This window comes from Microbacterium plantarum (assembly GCF_035231185.1).
Taxonomy (GTDB): domain Bacteria; phylum Actinomycetota; class Actinomycetes; order Actinomycetales; family Microbacteriaceae; genus Microbacterium; species Microbacterium plantarum.
In genome coordinates, this window is sequence record NZ_CP141117.1 from 1164434 (window position 1) to 1186383 (window position 21950).

The following is a 21950-nucleotide window of genomic DNA, read 5'->3' on the forward strand; positions in this document are numbered from 1 at the left end:
ACAGACGAACGGCGGGGTGTGACCGATCGGTCACACCCCGCCGTAATCCGGACAGGTCCGGGTCAGCTCTTCTTCGGCGCCTCGCCGTCGGCATCCTCATCGGGGACGATGATGTTCGACGGACGGTTCGCGGTCTCGACGCCCTTGCCATCATCGATGGGCTGATGCGGAGCGTTCGGGACACCGGCGCGCTCGTGGGCGCCCTGGATCTCGGCGTCCTCTTCTTCGCTGATGTGCTCGAGGTCGTGGTGGGCGTGTGCCCGCGCAGCCTCGATCTCTGCCTGAGTCAGGGGCGCGAGACGGTCTTCGAAGAACCAGCGCGAGAGTCCGGCACGAAGGTTCTCATGCCACGGGATCTGACCCTTGTCGTTCGGGCGGACCACCAGGGGAGCGTTCGTGGTGTAGTCGACCAGCTTGACGAGCTCGTACTCGTCGACGGGCTGGTGCACCTCGATGTACTCGCCGCCGGGCAGACGCACGATGCGACCCGACTCGTAGCCGTGCAGAGCGATCTCGCGGTCCTTCTTCTGCAGCGCGATGCAGATGCGCTTCGTGACGAAGTACGCGATCACCGGTCCGAGGATCAGCAGCGCCTGCAGCGTGTGGATCACGCCTTCCATCGTCAGGTGGAAGTGCGTCGCGATGATGTCCGACGATGCAGCTGCCCAGAGGACGGCGTAGAAGGTCACACCGGCTGCACCGATCGCGGTGCGGGTCGCCGCGTTGCGCGGGCGCTCGGCGATGTGGTGCTCACGCTTGTCACCGGTGACCCACGCCTCGATGAAGGGGTAGAGCATGACGATGACGATGAAGAGACCGAGTCCGACGAGCGGGACCAGGATGTTGAATGACCAGGTTCGGTCGAACAGCACGAACTCCCAGTGCGGCGGGACGAGGCGCAGCGCGCCGTCGGCGAAGCCGATGTACCAGTCGGGCTGCGTACCGGCCGACACTGGGGAGGGGTCGTACGGGCCGTAGTTCCAGATCGGGTTGATCGTGAACAGGGCCGCGATGAGCACCAGCACGCCGAAGGTGATGAAGAAGAAGCCGCCCATCTTCGACATGTAGACCGGCATCATCGGGTAGCCCACGACGTTGTTGTTCGTCCGCGCGGGGCCGGCGAACTGCGTGTGCTTGTTCACGATCATCAGCATCAGGTGCAGCGCGAGCAGCGCGACCAGGATGGCCGGCAGCAGCAGGATGTGCAGCGCGTACAGGCGCCCCACGATCTCGGTGCCCGGGAACTCGCCGCCGAACAGGAGGAACGACGTCCAGGTTCCGATCAGCGGGATGCCCTTGATCATGCCGTCGATGATGCGCAGACCGTTGCCCGACAGAACGTCATCGGGCAGGGAGTATCCGGTGAAGCCTTCTGCCATCGCGAGGATGAAGAGGATGAACCCGATGACCCAGTTGAGCTCACGCGGCTTGCGGAACGCACCGGTGAAGAAGACACGCAGCATGTGCACGCCGATACCGGCGACGAACACGAGCGCCGCCCAGTGGTGCAGCTGACGCACGAGGAGGCCGCCGCGGATGTCGAACGAGATCTCGAGGGTCGAGGCCATGGCCGCCGACATCTCGAGGCCGCGCATCGGTGCATAAGCGCCGTAGTAGTGCGTCTCCGCCATCGATGCCTCGAAGAAGAACGTCAGGAACGTTCCCGAGAGCAGGACGACGACGAACGACCACAGCGCGATCTCGCCGAGCATGAACGACCAGTGGTCGGGGAAGATCTTCCGGCCCAGCTCCTTGACGAGGCCCGAGATGCTCGTGCGCTCGTCGAGGTAGTTCGCGACGCCGCCGACGAACTTGCCGCCGAGCGGCTTGTCCGAGGGACGGGTCGGGCCGTCAGCGTGGACCGCGGGTGCGGTCGTGACGTTCTCCGTGGGGTGGGTGGAGGTGCTCAATGACGCTCCCAGAAGCTCGGGCCGACGGGTTCGGTGAAGTCGCTGCGTGCGATCAGGTAGCCCTCGTCGTCGACGGTGATCGGGAGCTGCGGCAGCGGACGTGCTGCGGGGCCGAAGATGACGGCCGCCGCGTTGGTCACGTCGAACTGCGACTGGTGGCACGGGCACAGCAGGTGGTGGGTCTGCTGCTCGTAGAGGGCGACCGGGCATCCGACGTGCGTGCACACCTTGGAGTACGCGACGATGCCGTCGTACGACCAGTCCTTGCGGTCATCCGCCTCGTTCAGCTGCTCGGGGAGCAGACGCATGAGGAGGACGATGGCCTTGGCCTTCTCCTCGAGGTAGCCGTCGTGGTGCGCGAGAGTCGCGAGGGACTCGGGGATGACGTGCACGGCGGAGCCGAGCGTCAGGTCGGCGGCGCGGATCGGCTTGCCGGTCGGGTCGTGCGCCAGGCGCATGCCCTCTTCCCACATCGTGTGCTTGAGCAGGTGAACCGGGTCGCCCGCGTGCGGGTGCTCGGGCGAGCCGTGCGGCGCGAGACCGCGGAACAGCGTGATCCCCGGGAGGACGGATGCCGCGAGCGCCACAAAAAGCGAGTTGCGCACCATCGTGCGGCGGCCGAAGCCCGACTCGTTGTTCGCGTCCGCGAAGACCTGAACCGCCGCGGCGCGGGTCTTCTCGCTGCCACGCGTCGAGTGGCGCTCCTCAATGAACTCGGTGTCGTTCATCACGGCCTTCGACCAGTGGATCGCGCCGATGCCGATGGCGAGGAGGGCGGTCGCGATGCCCAGACCGATGAACAGGTTGTTGCGACGGATGTCGCTGATCATCCCGCTCTCGATCGGGAAGATCAGGTACGCCGCGATGGCCCAGATGCTTGCCGCTGCGGACAGGTAGAACAGGGTGTACACCGTGCGGACCGCGCGCGTCATGGCGGCGGGGTCCTTGTCGGTCATGCGCTTGCGGTGGGGTGCGAGCCCGGGGTTGTGCACCGGGTCGGACACCGCTACGGCGAGCCCCGATGAGGGCACCGGGGAAGCAGGAACCTGCTCGGGCGCCTTCTCGTCAGCCATTTTGCTCCTTGTGCGTTGCTTCGATCGTCACGGTTCTCAGTTCGACTTCGCGGTGATCCACACCGAGATGGCGACGAGCGAGCCGATGCCGAAGATCCAGATGAACAGACCCTCCGAGACGGGGCCGAGCGAACCGAGCGAGAAGCCGCCGGGCGAGTTCTCGGTCGGGCGCATCATCAGGTAGCTGATGATGTCGCGCTTCTCTTCGGTGGTGAGGGTCATGTCGTTGAAGACGGGCATGTTCTGCGGGCCCGTGACCATGGCTGCGTACATGTGCAGCGGCGACGTGGTCGTCAGCGGCGGTGCGTACTTGCCTTCGGTGAGTGCACCACCGGCGCCGGCGACGTTGTGGCACATCGCGCAGTTGATGCGGAAGAGCTCGGCACCGTGTGAGACGTCGCCTTCACCGTCGAGCGTTTCGGAAGCCGGGTAGGTCGGGCCGGGGGCCTCGGACTGGACCCAGGCCGCCATGGCCTCGATCTGCTCCTGCGTGAACTGAACGGGCTTCTGCGGAGCCTGCGGCCCCTGCATCTGCAGCGGCATGCGTCCTGTGGCCACCTGGAACTCGACAGACAGCTCGCCCACGCCGTAGAGCGAGGGGCCGTCGTTCGTGCCCTGCAGGTCGAGACCGTGACAGGTGGCGCAGTTGGCCTGGAACAGCTTCTTGCCGTCCTCGACCGTGAGCGTGGATGCCGTCTGCGTCGTGTCGCCCGCCGCCATCGCGGCGGTGGCGCCGGCGTAGCCTCCGCCGGTGACGAGCAGTCCGATGCCGATCAGCGCGGCGGCAGCCCACTTGCTGCGACGACCGCCGTTGCGGCGCGGGTTCTTGGATGCCATGGGTGAATCAGCTCCGGTTTACTTCAGGAAGTAGATGACGGCGAACAGGACGAGCCACACCACGTCGACGAAGTGCCAGTAGTACGACACGACGATGGCGGACGTCATCTCTTTCCGGCCGAAGTTCTTGACGGCGAAGGCGCGCCCGATGACGAGGAGGAACGCCACGAGACCACCGGTGACGTGGAGGGCGTGGAAGCCGGTGGTGATGTAGAACGCGGAAGCGTACGAGTCGGCCTGGATGGGCATGCCCTCGGCGACGAGCGTCGCGTACTCCCAGACCTGGCCGGAGACGAAGATCGCTCCCATGATGAAGGTCAGGAAGAACCACTCCACCATTCCCCACTTGCGGAGGTTCCAGAAGGAGCCCGACCGGTAGGGGCGGAAGTGCTCGGCGTTGTGGACACCGATCTGCGCCGTCACCGACGACAACACGAGGATGAGCGTGTTGACCGCGGCGAACGGGATGTTCAGCAGTTCGGTGCGGTCGGCCCACAACTCAGGAGAGGTGTTGCGCAGGGTGAAGTAGATCGCGAAGAGCCCCGCGAAGAACATCACCTCGCTGCCGAGCCACACGATGGTGCCCACAGCGACCGGGTCCGGCCGCTTGACCGAGCGCAGGGCCTGGGAATACGTCGCTGGAGTGGTCGTCACGGCATCCATTATGGCCGATCTGGAGGGTGGTTTCTGCATCGCTGAAGGTCTGGTCGGATCGCGCCGCGGTTAGGGCGACCTAAGAATCAGCCGAAAGTCGCCCGACAACCGGCCGATAGGATCGTGTGTCATGGCTCAGTACGCGTGGCGCGACATCCTGACCGACCTTCTCGAGAAGCGCGATCTCAGCGTGTCGGCGGCGACCTGGGCGATGCGCGAGGTCATGGCCGGTCGCGCATCCGCCGCGCAGCTGGCCGGGTTCCTCGTGGCTCTTCGCGCTAAGGGGGAGACCGTCGACGAGATCGTCGGTTTCCGCGACGCGATCCTCGAGGCGGCGCTCCCTCTCGCTGTTCCGACCGACGCGCTCGACATCGTGGGGACCGGGGGCGACCGATTCGGCACGGTGAACGTGTCGACCATGGCGTCCATCGTCGCGGCTGCCACCGGCGTTCCCGTCGTCAAGCACGGCAACAAGGCGGCGAGCTCCAAGTCGGGCTCGTCGGACGTCCTCGCCGCGCTGGGCATCGACCTCTCGCTCGACCCCGATGATGTGGCACGGGTGCTGCAGGAAGCGGGGATCACCTTCGCGTTCGCCTCGGCCTTCCACCCCGGATTCCGGCATGCCGGCGCGGCCCGAGCTGAGCTCGGCATCCCCACTGTCTTCAACTTCCTCGGGCCGCTCTGCAACCCGGCGCGCGCTGAGGCGAACGCGGTGGGCGTCGCGCACCTCGACCGGGTGCCGCTCATCACGGGCGTGTTCCGCACTCGCGGTGCGACCGCCCTGGTCTTCCGCGGTGACGACGGGCTCGATGAACTGACGACGACCGGCCACAGCCGCATCTGGGAGGTCAGCCGCGGCGACATCCACGAGCACGATCTGGATCCGCGTGATCTCGGGATGCCGCTCGCGCGCATCGAGGATCTGCTGGGCGGGGACCCGCAGCACAACGCCGCGGTCGTCCACCGGGTTCTGTCCGGAGAGACCGGGCCGGTGCGTGACATCGTGGTGCTGAACGCGGCGGCGGGAATCGTGGCGTACCGCCTGTGGCGGGATGCTGCCCAGGTGCAGCGCCCGATCCTCGAGCGCCTCGCGGAGGCGGCCGACGATGCGTCGCAGGCCCTCGACTCCGGCGCCGCTGCCGGCACTCTGGAGCGCTGGATCTCCGCGTCGGCCGGTTGAGGTCAGACCACATCGGTTTTTCACGGCATCGCGCGCACGGCGCCGAGAGCCCGGATGCATAGCGTGAGGCGCAACGCACCCGAGGAGGACCCGATGTCACACACCACCCCCACCGCCGATACGGTCGAAGCGCCCGTCCGCCGAGCCGGCCTCGTGAAGATCCTGGGCGTGCTCGGGATGCTGGGCGGAGTCGTGCTGATCATCGGCGGGCTCGTCGTCTGGTCGATCGTGTCGGGTCAGCTCCGCGCGGAGAACATCACCGTCCCCGAAGACGCGGCCGCCTTCCAGGGCCAGACCGTGGCTGGGCCGTTCACCGCATACGTGCAGGCGGACATCATCCAGCACCACGCACTCGACGCGTCCGGCGGCAAGACGTATGCGGAGCTGGACAAGGACGATCCCGTCCGGGCCACCATGATGAACGCGTCGTTCCTGCGCGCGTCGCTGTTCACTTCCGTCGTGTCGTTCGGCGTCGCCGCCTTCGCCATGGGCGTCGGTATCCTGTCGATCATCTTCGGCTTCGCGATTCACCGCCTGGCCTCGGCCCCGGTGGTCGTCCGCCGGTCGGCGGTCACCTCCGGCTGAACAGGGAGGAGCGAGGCCCGCGCCGCGGCGCGGGCCTCCGGCATGCATATGGAACCTGTCGACGCCCTGACCGAGATCGCCGAGCTGCTCGAGCGCGAACGGTCGTCGAAGTACAAGTCGAAGGCGTTCCGCGCCGCTGCCGACGCGATTCGAGATCTGCCGGACGACGTTCTCGACGACGTCTCCGCGCTGCGCCGACGTCCGGGGATCGGCGATCGCACGCTGACCGTGATCGTGGAAGCCCGCGCCGGCGGGGTGCCCGCATACCTCGCGGATCTGCGGGAGCGGCGCGGTGTGGTCGTCGCAGGCGAGCTCCGACGTCGACTCCGCGGCGACCTGCACTGCCACTCCGACTGGTCGGACGGGACGACCCCGATCGCCGAGATGGTCGCCGCGGCCCGGAACCTCGGGCATGAGTACCTCGCGTTGACCGACCACTCGCCGCGACTCCGGGTGGCCCGCGGGCTGTCTCCCGAGCGCCTGCGCGATCAGCTCGACGTCGTCGCCGGGATGAGCGGTGAGGGGTTCACGTTGCTCAGCGGCATCGAGGTGGACATCCTCGACGACGGGGCGCTCGATCAGGAGGACGAGCTGCTGCAGCGCCTCGACATCGTGGTCGCGTCGGCGCATTCGAAGCTGCGGATGGCCCGTGGGGCGATGACGCGACGCCTGGTGGCCGCCGCATCCGATCCCCGCGTCGACGTGCTCGGGCACGTGACCGGCCGACTGGTCGAAGGTTCCCGGGGGACGAGGCCGCCGTCCGAGTTCGATCCGGAGCCCGTCTTCGCGGCGTGCGTGGAACACGGGGTGGCGGTGGAGATCAACTCGCGGCCGGAGCGGCAGGACCCGCCAGACGACCTCATCGAACAGGCGATCGCGGCGGGGTGCCTGTTCTCGATCGACTCCGACGCTCACGCCCCGGGGCAGCTGTCGCTGATCGACTATGGGGCCGAGCGCGCGGAGCGGCTGGGGGTTCCCGCCGATCGCATCGTCACGACATGGCCTCTCGACCGGCTGCGGGAATGGACTGGTCGCACCCGCTCCTGAGAGCGCGGCGGTGGAGTCAGGTGCGGTCGCGGAGTGCGGATGCCGCGCGTGCGAGCGAACCGCCCAGCCCACGACGATCGGCAACCTCTGCGACGTTGTCTGCATCGGTGCGCCGGATGCGTCCGTCGACAGCGCCGAGGTCCAGGTCGCGGACCACCCGGACGACTCGCGGAGCCACCGCGAGGTAATCCGCTGCCGCCGCGAGCTTCGCGCGGACCCCGGCGCTCATGCCCTCGCCCCTCTCTGCCGCCGCCAGGATGCCGTCGAGGTCGCCGTGAGCGGCGAGGAGGGTCGCCGCGGTCTTCTCGCCCACGCCGGCCACTCCGGGGAGTCCGTCGGAAGCGTCACCGCGCATCGTGGCGAAGTCGGCGTACTGGTCGGGGCGCACGGCGTACTTCGCCACGACCGCCTCGCCCGTGAGCACATCGAGGTTGCTCATGCCCCGGCCGGTGTAGACGACGCGGATCTGCCGCGTGTCGTCCACGAGCTGGATGAGGTCGCGGTCGCCGGTGACGACGTCGACGGGCATCGTCGCGCGCGTCGCGAGCGTGCCGATCACGTCGTCGGCCTCGTGGTCGGGTGCCCCGACGATCGGGATGCCGAGGACGTCGAGGCTCTCGCGGATGGTCGGGATCTGCGCCTCGAGCGGGTCGGGCACGACCTCGACATCGGGACCGGTCTCGACCGTCTCGGCGACGCGGTGCGTCTTGTATGTCGGGATCAGGTCGACACGCCACTGCGGTCGCCAGTCGTCATCCCAGCAGGCGATCAGGTGAGTCGGCTCGTACGCCGTGACGAGCTTCGCGATCATGTCGAGGAAGCCGCGGGCCGCATTGACCGGCCGGCCCTCGGAGTCCTTGACGGTGTCGGGGACGCCGTAGAACGCGCGGAAGTACAGGGATGCGCTGTCGAGCAGCATGAGTCGGTCGCTCATCGCATCATCCTGGCACGGGAGGCGGACCCTGCAGCATCGTACTGATCCAGACTGCTCAGCATCCGGGCCCCGACGGCGGCTCGGTGCAGACCCGATCGACGAGCGTTCCCCGTGCCTCGAGCACCTCGACGGTGTACCCGGCGGTCGGGATCTCGAGGGCGCCCGGCACCGGTCGCCAGCCGCGGCCGAAATCGACCTCCGCGCCGTAGCGGATGGTGGCGGTCGCGACATAGCTGCCTCGCGAGCGGTAGGTGTGGCTCGCCGGTGTCCGGGCGGTGGCTGCGACGGTGCGGGTGCTGCCGTCGCCGGGAGCGATGACGATCTCGTCCGGCGTGAAGCGCACGGTGACCGGCAGGTCGAACAGCGTTCCCGTCGCCGTGTGCTGCGACGCCGCGATCAGGAAGTCGAGCGGGAGCCCGGCGACACCGTAGCCGACCGGCTGGCTGCTGAGCGCACCCGGTTGCGGAGCGAAGGACGCGACATCGGCGATCGTCGCCTGCGGCAGAAGCGAGACGGTGAAGTCGTCGCACCGGTTCAGCGCCCCGCAGTCTCTCGGTCGGGCTGGCTGGGCGTCGGTTTCGTCGCTCCCGCTCGTGCTCGGAGGCCGTGTCAATTGTCCACTTACATTGACAGAGTCGCCAGCCACAGAACCCGCGCAGTCGCTGATCCATCCTGGAGTGGCGCATCCAGTCGCTGCGCTCTGAAGGATCGCCGCTGTGATGAGGGCCATCAACATGCCGGACCGTTATCGCGTGGGGCGATTCGATGAATTAGGCCTCGACCAGAGTCCAGCGCGACGGTGATCGTCAGCGTCTGGACCGGGCTGCGTTCGTTAGACGTGACCGGTGACCCCGCTGAGTCCCTGACTAGGACCTCATGAACGTCGAGGCAAACCGACAGTTCGACGGTTTCCGGCGTCGCTCCACTTAATGAGAGCGAACGGACCGTGCTTTCGCCTTCGACGCGCCAGCCTTGATCCCGCATCTCGGAAAAGGTTGCCGTCGTTTCGTCCCGCATCTCGCCGGTGGTCAGGGCATAGACGGGTTCGAACGTTGTCGGGTCGGAGAGGTCCACGGCATTGAGGGCGTCGACGTAGGCGCGGTAGGTAGCTTCGGCGGCGGCGAAAGCGGCGGTGTCGCTGTCGGTGGGGGAGGGTGCTGTCGCCGTTGGCTCGGGGGTGGGCGAGGACGCGGGGGAGCCGCATCCGGTTGTCAGCAGTGCGACGGCGAGGACGGCGGCGACAGCATGGCGGCGTCGGACGAACATGCCCCGAACGTAGCGACCCCGATCCTCCGCCCGCGGGAACTTTCCACAGGGCTGTCTCGTAGCCTGGAGGGATGCGGAGTGGTGGTGCACATGTCGTTCGGTGAGGCGGCGCTCAGGCGGCGTCCGACGGACGCGGCGCCCTGCCCGTGCGGCGGCGGGGCGTTCGGCGCCTGCTGCGGTCCCATCCTCGACGGGCAGGCGGCGGGAACTGCGGAGCAGCTCATGCGTTCGCGCTACACCGCGTTCGCCGTGCGAGACCGTACCCATCTCGCGCGAACCTGGCACCCTGCGACGCGTCCCGACGATCTCGAGGCGGACGGCCCGGAGGAGTGGACGGGGCTCACGGTCGTTCGGGCCGCCGGCGGCGCGGACGACGCCACGGGCATCGTCGAGTTCCGGGCCCGGTGGCGCTCCGGTTCCGATTCCGGAGAGCTCCGCGAGGTCAGCCGATTCACTCGAGTACGCGGCCGATGGCTCTACGTCGGTGGTGTCGTCGACCCCTCCGCGTGACCGATCGGGACGGGCCGGGCACCCGGCGCCGCCGCGGCGAGCAGGAAGCGCTGGAGGACTGGAATCGAGCGGGTTCGCTCTGATACCCTGGATCGTCACTCGTGTGGCTTCGTCGCCATGCGCATCTGACGCATCATCCACAACCATCCGCCTCGATCGCGGCCGTCGTCCCCGAGACGACGAGCCCCGGATTCGCGGCCCGACACCCTGACCCAACAAGGACAACCCACTACATGACTAACGCAACGACCGCCCCGGCCACCAAGCAGGTCGCTATCAACGACATCGGATCTGCTGAGGACTTCCTGGCCGCGGTCGAGAAGACTCTGAAGTTCTTCAACGACGGCGACCTCATTGAAGGCACCGTGGTGAAGATCGACCGCGACGAGGTCCTCCTCGACGTCGGCTACAAGACCGAGGGTGTCATCCCCTCGCGCGAGCTTTCCATCAAGCACGACGTCGACCCCAACGAGGTCGTCAAGGTCGGCGACGAGGTCGAAGCCCTCGTTCTCCAGAAGGAGGACAAGGAAGGTCGCCTCATCCTCTCCAAGAAGCGCGCGCAGTACGAGCGCGCCTGGGGTGACGTCGAGAAGATCAAGGAGAACGACGGTGTCGTCACCGGCTCCGTGATCGAGGTCGTCAAGGGTGGTCTGATCGTCGATATCGGCCTGCGCGGCTTCCTGCCGGCATCGCTCATCGAGCTGCGTCGCGTCCGCGACCTCACGCCGTACCTCGGCCAGGAGATCGAGGCCAAGATCCTCGAGCTCGACAAGAACCGCAACAACGTCGTGCTCTCGCGCCGCGCCCTGCTCGAGCAGACGCAGTCCGAGTCGCGCACCACGTTCCTCAACAACCTCCACAAGGGTCAGGTCCGCAAGGGCGTCGTCTCGTCGATCGTCAACTTCGGTGCGTTCGTCGACCTGGGCGGCGTGGACGGCCTCGTGCACGTCTCCGAGCTCTCGTGGAAGCACATCGAGCACGCTTCCGAGGTCGTCGAGGTCGGCCAGGAGGTCACCGTCGAGATCCTCGAGGTCGACCTCGACCGCGAGCGCGTCTCGCTGTCGCTCAAGGCGACGCAGGAGGACCCGTGGCAGGTCTTCGCCCGCACCCACGCGATCGGACAGGTCGCGCCGGGCAAGGTCACCAAGCTCGTTCCGTTCGGTGCGTTCGTTCGCGTCGCTGACGGCATCGAGGGCCTCGTGCACATCTCCGAGCTGTCGGGCAAGCACGTCGAGCTCGCCGAGCAGGTCGTGTCGGTCGGCGAAGAGGTCTTCGTCAAGATCATCGACATCGACCTCGAGCGTCGCCGCATCTCGCTCTCGCTGAAGCAGGCGAACGAGTCGGTCGACCCCTACGGCACCGAGTTCGACCCCGCCCTCTACGGCATGGTCACCGAGTACGACGAGAACGGGGAGTACAAGTACCCCGAGGGCTTCGACCCGGAGACCAACCAGTGGAAGGAAGGCTTCGACGAGCAGCGTCTGGCTTGGGAGGCCGAGTACGCGGCAGCTCAGGGTCGCTGGGAGGCGCACAAGGCTGCTGTCGTCAAGGCCCTCGAGGCCGAGGCGGCTGCTCCCGCCGACAACGGCTCGTCGTTCTCGTCGGACGTCCAGTCCGCGAGCACCGGCGGCGGCACGCTGGCCGACGACGAGGCTCTCGCCGCTCTGCGCGAGAAGCTCTCGGGTCGCTGAGCCCACGCTGATACGACGGAAGGGTCGGAGCCTCGTGCTCCGGCCCTTTCGCCGTTTCCGGGCGACGGAGTGAGATTCCGCCGTGCCGTGCGCGCGGGCGTCCGTGACGCGATAGTTTCAGTGCATGGAGAACGAGACGCCGCAACGAACGCGCGCGACCTACGTTCTTCCCGCGCCCCCGCGGTGGGTGGATGCCGTCCTCGGAGACGGTGACCGCGCGCGATCGGCGATGCTCAACCAGATCGTGACGACGTCCGTCGTGCTCGTCGTCGCGATCGCGGGCCTCATGGTGGGATTCCGCGGTGACACGGCCCTGTTCTTCCTCGCCGTCACCGCTGTCTTCGTGCTCACGGGCGCATCGATCATCGTCCCGTGGGGGCATATCCCGCCGCTGTGGCTCGCTCTGATCCCGCTGGGCGACATCGTCGCGATCGGCGTCATGCGCGTCGCCGAGCCGACCGGTGGATTCGGGTTGCTCTGGGTCTTCCCGGTCATCTGGCTCGCGGCGGGTTTCGGCGCCGCCGGCTGGCTCGGGGGCATCTTGCTGGCTCTGGCCGCATACGGCGTGACGGACGCGATCGTCCGGTCGTCGCCGTCATCCTTCGGTTTCCTGCTTCTGCCTCTCCTGCTCATCGCCGTGAGCACGTCGACGTTCCTCAGCAGCCGGCGCGCCAGCGCACAGCGGCTGCTCCTCGACCGTCAGGCGACGGTGCTGACGCAATCTCTCGAGCGAGCGCGCCGACATGAGCAGGTGCTCACCGAGGCCCTCGACCGCGTCGACTTCGGCGTCGCGCGGATCGAGTCGGACGGCTCGGCCTCGATCATCAATGACGCCCACGCGCGCCTGCAGCGCGGGTCGCGCACCAGCGGACAGCCTGACGTGTTCTCGGCCGACGGTTCGACGCTGCTGGCCGCTGACGAGCATCCACTGGCGCGCGTCCGGCACGGCGAAGCCTTCACCGACGCGCGCATCCAGGTCGGCCAGGGCGAGGACCGCCGTGTTCTGAGCGTGTCGGCGCGGCGCATCATCGAGCCGGATGGCAGGGACTCCGGCGCGGTCGTCGTGACGCGCGACGTCACGGCCGAAACCGACGCGTTGCGAGAGCGCGACGCCCTCGTGTCGTCGGTCTCGCACGAGCTGCGGACCCCTTTGACGTCCATCCTGGGTTACCTCGAACTGGCCATCGACACGCCGGGTGTTCCCGAGGCGGCGCTCGAGAACCTGCGCGTCGCAGATCGGAACGCCGACCAGCTGCTCCGCCTCGTGGGAGACGTGCTGGCGGCGTCGAGTCAGCACAAATCCGCGGCGCAGCTCACCGTCTCGCCGGCGGACATCGATCTCGTCGAGATCGTCCACGCCGCGGTGGAGTCGATCCTCGTGAGCGCGGGGGAGCGCGGCATCGTGATCGACGTGTCCCGTGTGGAAGCGGCTCGGGCCTATGCGGACCCCGTTCGCATCCGGCAGGTTCTCGACAACCTCCTCTCGAACGCGGTCAAGTACAACCGACCGGGCGGCCGTGTCTCGGTCGCCACCTCGGTCGGCGACCAGTGGGCGCTGATCGCCGTGCAGGACTCCGGGGTCGGGCTGAACGAGGAGGACCTCGGCTCGGTTTTTCAGCGCTACTACCGGGGGGCAGCCGTCCGCGATTCGTCCGTCACCGGCAACGGGCTCGGTCTGGCGATCAGCCGCGATATCGTGCGCAGGCACGGCGGGGACATCACGGTCACCAGCGTTCTGGGCGTCGGTTCGACTTTCTCGGTGACGCTTCCGGCGCGGCGGCCCGGGACGGCGACATCATGATCGATCAGTTCTCCGTTTCGCTCGTGACCGCCGTCGTGGTGCTGGTGTGCGCCGTGCTGTTCATCTTCGATACTCTGCTGCGTCGGCCCGAGCAGAGCGGCCGATTCTGGGCAGTCGGATTCCTCTCCGCCGTGCTGACCACGATGTTCTACGTCGTCTGGGCCAGTGCCCCTGAAACCGCCTGGGCCGTCGTGTGCGGCAACACCGCTGCCGTCGTCGGTACGGGTCTCATGTGGCTCGGATGCCGCGCCTACAACCGGCGGCCGGTGCGCGGAGCCGGTGTCGTCGTCGCGCTCGGCGGCACCGCTGCCGCAGTCGCCGCCTCCGTCGAGTTCGCTCTGGGCGGCGACGACTGGTCCGGAGCCGTGGTGATGTTCGGAGCGCTGAGCGTGCTGGCCGCGGCCGCGTCGGTGGAGTGCTTCCGCGGTGCCCTGGGCGCCTCCCGTACCGCGCTCCCGCTCGGCATCGTCTTCGGCGTGCAGGCGCCGTTCTACCTCGTGCGCGTCGTGATCGTCGCGACGCTGGGATACGGCGAGGTCTTCGACCTGTGGGCGGGTTCCATACCCACGAGCATCCTCACCGTGGTCCTCTCCATCACGGCGGTCGTCAGTGCGTCGGTCCTCCGCGCGGGCCGGGTCGGTGTGCGCGGGTCCGATTCGCCGGAGGGGCGCGATGCCGGTTCGGGCGAGATCGCGACGATCGCGGGCTTCCGGCGCGCGGTCGGCGTGAGTGCCCAGCGGGCCAGCGCACGGCGCGAGTTGGTTGCGGTCTGGGTCATCGAGCTCGACGGCCTCGAATACATCGCCACCGCATTCGGTCTCGACGTAGGCGATGCGGTCGTACGGACGTGGCGGAAGACCATGGCGGCGAACGCGCCGACGCTCGCTGTTCTGGGCGAGGTCGGGGCCGAGCGGATCGGAGTCATCACGGTCGTCGGATCCGCGGCGGACGCGCGACGGCAGGCGCTGGCGCTCTACCGCTCCCTGTTCGAGGCGCTCGGCTCGGTCGAGGGCGGCGTGCTTCCCGCCATCGGCATCGGCGTCGCGCTGAGCGATGCCGTCGGCTACGACGCGGATGCCCTGATCGAGGCGGCCGCGGCCGCGGCGACCCGTGCCTCGTCGGGGGTGGCTTCGGCCGTGCTGCTCGCCGAACCGTCCTGACGCTGGCCGCGCCGCTGTCAGCGCTGGTCGAGCCGGTACCCCGTGCCCTGGTCCGAGGCGATCAGGGTCGACGTCGCGGCGGCCGCGAACGTCCCGCGCAGCGACTCGACGCTGCGCTCGATCGCCCGCACCTCGTCGGGATCGGGAGCTTCTGCGCGTGACCGGGACCGAAGAGCGAGTGCGAGGTCGTGCTTCGTCCGGGTGCGTCCCTGCGCGAGGAGGAGGGCGCGGAGCACGGACGATTCGGCGTGCGCGAGTTCGATCGGAACGCCCGCGAGGCGGAAGACGCCGTCGGTCACCGATACGTCGCCATAGGAGAGGTTCTGCGCGGCCGGAGTCGGGGTCGCCGTCGGTGCGGCATCCACGACGGGCGCCTCCTCGCGTCGCCGCTGTGACGGGATGGCTGCCAGGCGTGCTTTGAGATCGCGCGGCCGGAACGGCTTGCCGAGGTACTCGTCACCGCCGGCTGCCCTGCCGCGCTCGGCGTCGCCCGGTTCCACGAAGGCGGAGATGAAGATGATGTAGGTGTCGCTGAACGCGCGGACGCGACGCGCGACCTCGAACCCGTCGATGCCGGGAATGTTGACGTCGAGGGTCGTGACGTCGGGAGAGACCGATCGGATCAGCTCGACCGCGTCGAGGCCGTTCTCGGTCGCGTGCACCGAGAATCCGCTCGATTCGAGGATCGCCGAGAGCAGGCTGCGGATGTCGGCCTGGTCTTCGACGATGACGGCGGTGCGTTCCACGGTGATCCCACCTTCCGCGGGTTGTGTGGAATCCATCGTATCGACCGGGCGACCTCGCGCTCGGCCTAGCGCCCGTGGCATCCTCGGGTGTATGCCTCTGATCGCATTGACAGGCGGGATCGCGTCCGGCAAATCCACGATCGCCCGTCGGCTGGCCGAGCACGGGGCCGTTGTCGTCGACGCGGACGCGATCGTGCGGGACGTCCAGCGACCCGGGTCTCCCGTGCTCGAGGCCATCAGCGCCGAGTTCGGGTCCGGCGTGATCGCGGCTGACGGCGAACTCGACCGCGCCGCGCTGGCGGCCATCGTGTTCGCCGACCCGGAAGCGCGAACGAGGCTGAACGAGATCGTCCACCCGGCGGTGCGCGCGGAGTCGCAGCGACGCTTCGACGAAGCGCTCGGCCGAGGGGACGGGACCATCGTGGTGTACGACGTGCCTCTGCTCGTCGAGGCTCGCGCGGACGACCCTTGGGATTCCGTCGTCGTCGCGCACGCGCCCGCATCCGTCCGCCGTGAGCGTCTGCAGCGCCTTCGCGGGATGACGGCGGAGGAGGCCGATCGGCGGATCTCGGCGCAGGTCGACGATGACCAGCGGCTCGCAATCGCCGACGTCGTCATCGACACCGCGGGTGACCTCCAGGCGACGCTGGCGCAGGTCGACGCCCTCTGGGCCGAGCTCACCGCGGCGCCGGCCTCGTAGCACGCGCGCACGCTCTGAGCGAAGGCCGGGTCCGATGTCGGTGGCCCCGCCTACGCTGGAATCATGCAGACCACGCGCTCCGTGAGGCCCTTCGAGGTCATCAGCGAATACGTCCCGAGCGGTGACCAGCCCCAGGCGATCGCCGAGCTCGCGGGCCGGATCAACGCGGGCGAGACTGACGTGGTGCTGCTGGGTGCCACGGGTACGGGCAAGTCGGCGACGACGGCGTGGCTCATCGAGCAGGTGCAGCGTCCGACGCTCGTGATGGCGCACAACAAGACGCTCGCCGCGCAGCTGGCGAACGAGTTCCGCGACCTCATGCCGAACAACGCGGTCGAGTACTTCGTCAGCTACTACGACTACTACCAGCCCGAGGCGTACGTCCCGCAGACCGACACCTTCATCGAGAAGGACTCGTCGATCAACGCCGAGGTCGAGCGGTTGCGCCACTCGACCACGAACTCGCTCCTGAGTCGTCGCGACGTGGTCGTGGTGAGCACGGTCTCGTGCATCTACGGCCTCGGTGCGCCGGAGGAGTATCTCCGTGCCATGGTCGCGCTCCAGGTGGGCGAGCGATACGACCGTGACGCCCTCATCCGCAAGTTCATCGCGATGCAGTACAACCGCAACGACGTGGACTTCTCGCGCGGCAACTTCCGGGTGCGCGGCGACACGATCGAGATCATCCCGGTGTACGAGGAGTACGCCATCCGCATCGAGCTCTTCGGCGACGAGATCGAGGCGCTGTACATGCTCCACCCGCTGACGGGCGACGTCGTGCAGAAGCTGGACAGCGTCCCGGTGTTCCCGGCGTCGCATTACGTGGCGGGCACCGAGACGGTCCAGCGCGCCATCGGAACGATCGAGCACGAGCTGGGCGAGCGTCTGAAGGAGTTCGAGAGCCAGGGAAAGCTGCTGGAGGCGCAGCGTCTGCGGATGCGGACGACGTTCGACCTCGAGATGCTGCAGCAGCTCGGCTTCTGTTCGGGCATCGAGAACTACTCGCGGCACCTCGATGGTCGTTCCCCGGGTGACCCGCCCCACACGCTGCTCGACTTCTTCCCCGACGACTTCCTCCTCGTGATCGATGAGTCGCACGTGACCGTTCCCCAGATCGGAGCGATGTACGAGGGGGATGCCTCCCGCAAGCGCACCCTCGTCGACCACGGGTTCCGTCTGCCGAGCGCCATGGACAACCGGCCGCTCCGCTTCGACGAGTTCAAAGAGCGCGTCGGGCAGACCGTGTATCTCTCCGCGACACCGGGGCGGTACGAGATGGGCATCGCCGACGGCGTGGTCGAACAGATCATCCGGCCCACCGGTCTCGTGGACCCCGAGATCATCATCAAGCCCTCGAAGGGTCAGATCGACGATCTGCTCGAGGAGATCCGGCTGCGCGTGGAGCGCGACGAGCGCGTCCTGGTGACGACACTGACCAAGAAGATGGCCGAAGAGCTCACCGACTTCCTCGGCGAGCACGGCGTGCGGGTGCGCTACCTGCACTCCGACGTCGACACGCTCCGCCGTGTGGAGCTCCTCACCGAGTTGCGCCAGGGCGCGTACGACGTGCTTGTCGGCATCAACCTGCTCCGCGAGGGACTCGACCTGCCCGAGGTGTCGTTGGTCGCGATCCTCGACGCCGACAAGGAGGGGTTCCTGCGTTCGGGAACCTCACTCATCCAGACGATCGGGCGCGCGGCGCGAAACGTCTCGGGCCAGGTGCACATGTACGCCGACAAGATCACCGACTCGATGGCCGCAGCCATCGAGGAGACCGAGCGTCGCCGTGAGAAGCAGATCGCCTACAACCTCGAGCACGGCATCGATCCGCAGCCGCTGCGGAAGAAGATCGCCGACATCACGGATGCCCTCGCGCGAGAGGCATCCGATACCCGCGACCTGCTGAACGGCAAGGCGACGGCTCGCAACAAGTCGGGCAAGGGCAAGAGCCCGACCCCGCAGCTGCGCCGTGAGGGGATCGCCGCAGAAGGGGCTCAGCAGCTCGAGGCGACGATCGAAGACCTCTCGCAGCAGATGCTCGCCGCGGCAGCGGAACTCAAGTTCGAGCTGGCAGGGCGCCTCCGTGACGAGGTGCAGGACCTCAAGAAGGAGCTGCGTGCGATGGAGCGAGCCGGGCACGCCTGACCGCGAGAGGTGTCAGCGGCGGCGCCGGGTCAACGGGGGCAGTGGAGCAGGGGCTTCGGCCCGGCTCGGTCCACGTCGTGCTCGGTCATCGGGTGGCCGCACAACGGACACGCGCGGCCGGTGCGCTCGGGCTCGGGCTCGCTCTCGTACGGGCCGACGGACGCCGGCCCGGCGGCACGGATGAGCCGCGAGTTCAGATAGGCGTACCAGCCGCCCGCCTCGCGGACGCGCGTGCGAAGGGGTGGGCGGCGGTCGTGCTCGGTCATGATCATCAGTGTACTAACGATTAGGGCGTATAGGATGCGAGGGTGGACTCCGCCGACGACATGTTGAAGCTCGACAACCAGCTCTGCTTCGCGTTGGTCACCGCGGCCCGGAACGTCGTGGCCATCTACCGGCCGATTCTCGAGCCGCTCGGCCTGACCCACCCGCAGTACCTCGTCATGCTCGCCCTCTGGGAATCGTCACCGCAGGCGCTGGGGGAGCTGGCGGCCGACCTTGCGATGGAGCCGGCGACGCTGTCTCCGCTCGTCAAACGTCTCGAGGCCCAGGGGCTGGTCACGCGCGCGCGGCGGCGAGGCGACGAACGCGTGCTCGAGATCGGGCTGACCGCTGCGGGCCGAGCGCTGCGCGCGGACGCGGTGCGTGTCCCCGAACAGGTCATGGCGGCGGTCGGAATGACGGTCGACGAGGTGACCGCTCTGCGCGACGGACTCGAGCCGTTCGCCGGGCGGCGGGTCCCTCGGGAGCAGCCGCCTGTAGCGCAAGAGTGAGCCCAGGGCGAACCGCGGAGCCGGTGTCGGAGGCCCGACCTAGACTTGTGCGGTGCCCATCGTCCCCGTCGCTTCCTCATCGAAACTCAGCGTCCGCGGAGCCCGCGTCCACAACCTCAAGGACGTGGATCTCGACATCCCGCGCGACAGTCTCGTCGTCTTCACCGGCCTCTCCGGCTCGGGAAAGTCGAGTCTCGCCTTCGACACGATCTTCGCCGAGGGCCAGCGCCGCTACGTCGAGTCGCTGAGCGCATACGCGCGACAGTTCCTCGGTCAGGTCGATCGTCCCGACGTCGACTTCATCGAGGGCCTGAGCCCCGCCGTCTCGATCGATCAGAAGTCGACTAACCGCAACCCGCGGTCGACGGTCGGCACGATCACCGAGATCCACGACTACATGCGCCTCCTGTGGGCGCGGATCGGCGTGCCGCACTGTCCCGAGTGCGGCGAGCGGATCCAGCGTCAGACCGTCCAGCAGATCGCCGACCAGCTCATGGAACTGCCCGACCGCACGCGCTATCAGGTGGTCGCGCCGGTCGTGACGCAGAAGAAGGGCGAGTTCGTCGACCTCTTCAAGGAGCTGAGCGCGAAGGGCTACGCCCGGGCGGTCGTCGACGGCGACGTGATCTCGCTGGCCGAGCCGCCGACGCTCAAGAAGAGCTACAAGCACGACATCGCGGTGGTCGTCGACCGCCTCGTCGCCGGCCCCGATCTGCTCGGGCGCGTGACCGACTCGGTCGAGACCGCCCTGGCACTCGCCGGCGGCGTCATCAAGATCAACTTCGTCGACGAAGAGGGCGACGCGGCGTGGCAGAGCTTCAGCGAGAAGCTCGCCTGCCCGAACGGCCACGCATTGCAGCTCACCGAGATCGAGCCGCGCACCTTCTCGTTCAATGCACCCTTCGGCGCATGCCCGACGTGCTCGGGTCTCGGCACCCGGATGTCGGTCGACGCCGAGCTCATGCTGGGCGACGAGGAGCTCTCGATCGCCGAGGGCGTCCTCCTGCCCTGGACAACGCAAGGCAAGGGACTCTTCCAGTACTACGAGCGGCTGCTCGAAGGGCTCGCATCCGACCTGAAGTTCTCGCTCAAGACCCCGTGGCGCAAACTGCCGGCGGAGGTGCAGGACGCGGTGCTGCGCGGCGAGAACTACAAGGTGACGGTCAAGTGGAAGAACCGTTACGGGCGCGAGATGCGCTACGCATCGGGCTTCGAAGGCGTCATCCCGTACATCGAACGTCAGTATCTCCAGGCCGAGACGGACACGCAGCGTCAGCGCTGGGCGGAGTACCTGCGCGAGGTCCCGTGCCCCGCGTGCGACGGCGACCGGCTCAAGCCGGAGGTGCTCGCGGTCCTCGTCCACGAGCATTCCATCGCCGACGTCGCGCGGCTGAGCCTCGCCGAGGCGCAGACCTACTTCAACCAGCTCGAGCTCACCGAGCGCGAGGCCAAGATCGCGGCAGCGGTGCTGCGCGAGATCCGCGCCCGACTCGACTTCCTCATCGAGGTCGGACTGAACTACCTCAGCCTGGGGCGCGCCGCCGGATCGCTCTCGGGTGGCGAGGCACAGCGCATCCGGCTCGCGACACAGATCGGTTCGGGCCTCACCGGGGTCCTCTACGTCCTCGACGAGCCGTCGATCGGACTGCACCAGCGCGACAACCGCCGGCTGATCGACACGCTGGTGAAGCTGAAGAGCCTCGGCAACACGCTCATCGTCGTCGAGCACGACGAAGAGACGATCGCCGCCGCCGACTGGGTGGTCGACATCGGCCCGCGTGCCGGCGTCGAAGGCGGAAACGTCGTCCACTCCGGCCCGTACGACGCTCTGCTGGCCGACGAGAACTCCATGACCGGCGATTACCTGTCGGGACGCCGGTCGCTCGAGACGCCGACGAAGCGTCGCAAGATCGACAAGAAGCGGATGCTGACGGTCGTCGGCGCCCGGGCCAACAACCTCAAGAACGTGACCGCCGAGTTCCCGCTCGGTGTGCTCACCTCGGTGACCGGAGTCAGCGGCTCGGGCAAGTCCACGCTCGTCAACGGCATCCTGTACGAAGTGCTGGCGACCCGCCTGAACGGTGCACGCCGCGTCGCGGGCAAGCACACGCGCGTCACCGGCCTCGATAACCTCGACAAGGTGGTTCACGTCGACCAGGCGCCGATCGGCCGCACCCCGCGATCGAACCCCGCCACCTACACCGGCGTCTTCGACCGCATCCGCACCCTGTTCAGCGAGACGCCCGAGGCGAAGGTCCGCGGATACCTGCCGGGTCGGTTCTCGTTCAACGTCAAGGGTGGTCGCTGCGAGGCGTGCTCCGGCGACGGCACACTGAAGATCGAGATGAACTTCCTGCCCGACGTGTACGTCGACTGCGAGGTGTGCCACGGCAAGCGGTACAACCGCGACACGCTCGCTGTGCACTACAAGGGCAAGAACATCGCCGAGGTCCTCGAGATGCCCATCTCGGAGGCCGCGGAGTTCTTCGAGCCGATCCAGGCGATCCACCGCTACCTGAAGACGCTGGTGGACGTCGGGCTCGGGTACGTCCGGCTCGGTCAGTCCGCCACGACGCTTTCGGGCGGCGAGGCGCAGCGCGTCAAGCTCGCCACGGAGCTGCAGCGCCGCTCGAACGGCCGCAGCATCTACGTGCTCGACGAGCCCACGACGGGCCTGCACTTCGAAGACGTCCGCAAGCTGCTCGAGGTGCTCAACGGTCTCGTCGACAAGGGCAACACCGTGATCACGATCGAGCACAACCTCGACGTGATCAAGGCCTCCGACTGGATCATCGACCTCGGTCCCGAGGGCGGTGCCGGCGGCGGCACGATCGTGGCCACGGGTACGCCCGAGCAGGTCGCGGGCGTTGCCGAGAGCCACACCGGTCAGTTCCTCGCCGAGATCCTGGGGGCCCCGGCGGCGCGCAAGGCGGGCTGA

Annotated in this window: 20 protein-coding genes; 11 read left to right on the top strand and 9 right to left on the bottom strand. The window is 68.0% G+C overall.

Features of this window, described 5'->3' with window-relative positions; translation table 11 throughout:
* Window positions 1-62 precede the first annotated feature (62 nt).
* From qcrB to ctaE, 4 genes are read right to left on the bottom strand one after another with little or no spacing between them, the layout of a single operon-like run.
* The gene (gene qcrB, locus VC184_RS05525; RefSeq protein ID WP_112613992.1) at window positions 63-1910 is read right to left on the bottom strand and encodes a cytochrome bc1 complex cytochrome b subunit; all 1848 of its coding nucleotides are present in this window, start codon (window positions 1908-1910) and stop codon (window positions 63-65) included.
* Window positions 1907-2983 (bottom strand): cytochrome bc1 complex Rieske iron-sulfur subunit, encoded by a 1077-nt coding sequence (gene qcrA, locus VC184_RS05530; RefSeq protein WP_274177644.1) that lies wholly within the window; start codon window positions 2981-2983, stop codon window positions 1907-1909. The genes qcrB and qcrA overlap by 4 nt, the downstream gene beginning before the upstream one ends.
* Window positions 2984-3019: 36 nt before the next feature.
* The gene (gene qcrC / locus VC184_RS05535) at window positions 3020-3820 is read right to left on the bottom strand and encodes a cytochrome bc1 complex diheme cytochrome c subunit (protein WP_112613996.1); all 801 of its coding nucleotides are present in this window, start codon (window positions 3818-3820) and stop codon (window positions 3020-3022) included.
* A gap of 18 nt (window positions 3821-3838) precedes the next feature.
* The gene (ctaE, locus tag VC184_RS05540) at window positions 3839-4483 is read right to left on the bottom strand and encodes an aa3-type cytochrome oxidase subunit III (protein WP_112613998.1); all 645 of its coding nucleotides are present in this window, start codon (window positions 4481-4483) and stop codon (window positions 3839-3841) included.
* Between the two features lie 121 nt (window positions 4484-4604).
* Between ctaE and trpD the strand changes: the two genes are divergently transcribed.
* The 3 genes from trpD (at window position 4605) to VC184_RS05555 (ending at window position 7286) form a co-directional block, all read left to right on the top strand.
* Window positions 4605-5654, top strand: a complete 1050-nt coding sequence (gene trpD, locus VC184_RS05545; RefSeq protein ID WP_323987508.1) for an anthranilate phosphoribosyltransferase — start codon at window positions 4605-4607, stop codon at window positions 5652-5654.
* Between the two features lie 93 nt (window positions 5655-5747).
* Window positions 5748-6239 carry an aromatic ring-opening dioxygenase LigA gene (locus VC184_RS05550; RefSeq protein WP_269266583.1) on the top strand — a complete coding sequence of 164 codons (492 nt, stop codon included), beginning with the start codon at window positions 5748-5750 and terminating at the stop codon, window positions 6237-6239.
* A 48-nt stretch (window positions 6240-6287) separates the two neighbouring features.
* Window positions 6288-7286, top strand: a complete 999-nt coding sequence (locus VC184_RS05555) for a PHP domain-containing protein (protein WP_323987719.1) — start codon at window positions 6288-6290, stop codon at window positions 7284-7286.
* Between the two features lie 16 nt (window positions 7287-7302).
* On the opposite strand, the gene VC184_RS05560 is transcribed toward VC184_RS05555, so the two are convergent.
* From VC184_RS05560 to VC184_RS05570, 3 genes are all read right to left on the bottom strand, one after another.
* The gene (locus tag VC184_RS05560; RefSeq protein WP_323987509.1) at window positions 7303-8220 is read right to left on the bottom strand and encodes a 5'-3' exonuclease; all 918 of its coding nucleotides are present in this window, start codon (window positions 8218-8220) and stop codon (window positions 7303-7305) included.
* A gap of 55 nt (window positions 8221-8275) precedes the next feature.
* Window positions 8276-8833 carry a hypothetical protein gene (locus VC184_RS05565; RefSeq protein WP_323987510.1) on the bottom strand — a complete coding sequence of 186 codons (558 nt, stop codon included), beginning with the start codon at window positions 8831-8833 and terminating at the stop codon, window positions 8276-8278.
* Window positions 8834-8949: 116 nt separating this feature from the next.
* Window positions 8950-9486: a hypothetical protein gene (locus VC184_RS05570; RefSeq protein ID WP_323987511.1), complete on the bottom strand. Its 537-nt coding sequence runs from the start codon at window positions 9484-9486 to the stop codon at window positions 8950-8952.
* A gap of 78 nt (window positions 9487-9564) precedes the next feature.
* Between VC184_RS05570 and VC184_RS05575 the strand changes: the two genes are divergently transcribed.
* The 4 genes from VC184_RS05575 to VC184_RS05590 all read left to right on the top strand — a co-directional run bounded on the left by VC184_RS05575 (window position 9565) and on the right by VC184_RS05590 (window position 14648).
* On the top strand, window positions 9565-9996 hold the full coding sequence (locus VC184_RS05575; protein WP_323987512.1) for a YchJ family protein: 432 nt from the start codon (window positions 9565-9567) through the stop codon (window positions 9994-9996).
* Between the two features lie 233 nt (window positions 9997-10229).
* Window positions 10230-11687 carry a 30S ribosomal protein S1 gene (rpsA, locus tag VC184_RS05580; protein WP_023951490.1) on the top strand — a complete coding sequence of 486 codons (1458 nt, stop codon included), beginning with the start codon at window positions 10230-10232 and terminating at the stop codon, window positions 11685-11687.
* Between the two features lie 124 nt (window positions 11688-11811).
* On the top strand, window positions 11812-13488 hold the full coding sequence (locus VC184_RS05585) for a sensor histidine kinase (RefSeq protein ID WP_323987513.1): 1677 nt from the start codon (window positions 11812-11814) through the stop codon (window positions 13486-13488).
* Window positions 13485-14648: a diguanylate cyclase domain-containing protein gene (locus VC184_RS05590; RefSeq protein WP_323987514.1), complete on the top strand. Its 1164-nt coding sequence runs from the start codon at window positions 13485-13487 to the stop codon at window positions 14646-14648. Before VC184_RS05585 ends, VC184_RS05590 begins: the two co-directional genes overlap by 4 nt.
* 17 nt (window positions 14649-14665) lie before the next feature.
* On the opposite strand, the gene VC184_RS05595 is transcribed toward VC184_RS05590, so the two are convergent.
* On the bottom strand, window positions 14666-15394 hold the full coding sequence (locus VC184_RS05595; RefSeq protein ID WP_323987515.1) for a response regulator transcription factor: 729 nt from the start codon (window positions 15392-15394) through the stop codon (window positions 14666-14668).
* Window positions 15395-15485: 91 nt separating this feature from the next.
* Here VC184_RS05595 and coaE point away from each other — a divergent pair, with 91 nt between their 5' ends.
* Window positions 15486-16094 carry a dephospho-CoA kinase gene (coaE, locus tag VC184_RS05600; RefSeq protein WP_323987516.1) on the top strand — a complete coding sequence of 203 codons (609 nt, stop codon included), beginning with the start codon at window positions 15486-15488 and terminating at the stop codon, window positions 16092-16094.
* Window positions 16095-16157: 63 nt separating this feature from the next.
* Entirely contained in the window at window positions 16158-18239 is a 2082-nt protein-coding gene (uvrB, locus tag VC184_RS05605) for an excinuclease ABC subunit UvrB (RefSeq protein ID WP_112614014.1), read from the top strand.
* 29 nt (window positions 18240-18268) lie between these two features.
* Here uvrB and VC184_RS05610 read toward each other — a convergent pair whose 3' ends face one another.
* The gene (locus tag VC184_RS05610) at window positions 18269-18505 is read right to left on the bottom strand and encodes a hypothetical protein (protein ID WP_378718155.1); all 237 of its coding nucleotides are present in this window, start codon (window positions 18503-18505) and stop codon (window positions 18269-18271) included.
* 60 nt (window positions 18506-18565) lie between these two features.
* Between VC184_RS05610 and VC184_RS05615 the strand changes: the two genes are divergently transcribed.
* Both VC184_RS05615 and uvrA read left to right on the top strand, forming a co-directional pair.
* Entirely contained in the window at window positions 18566-19012 is a 447-nt protein-coding gene (locus tag VC184_RS05615) for a MarR family winged helix-turn-helix transcriptional regulator (protein ID WP_205289228.1), read from the top strand.
* 52 nt (window positions 19013-19064) lie between these two features.
* On the top strand, window positions 19065-21950 hold the full coding sequence (uvrA, locus tag VC184_RS05620) for an excinuclease ABC subunit UvrA (RefSeq protein ID WP_112614020.1): 2886 nt from the start codon (window positions 19065-19067) through the stop codon (window positions 21948-21950).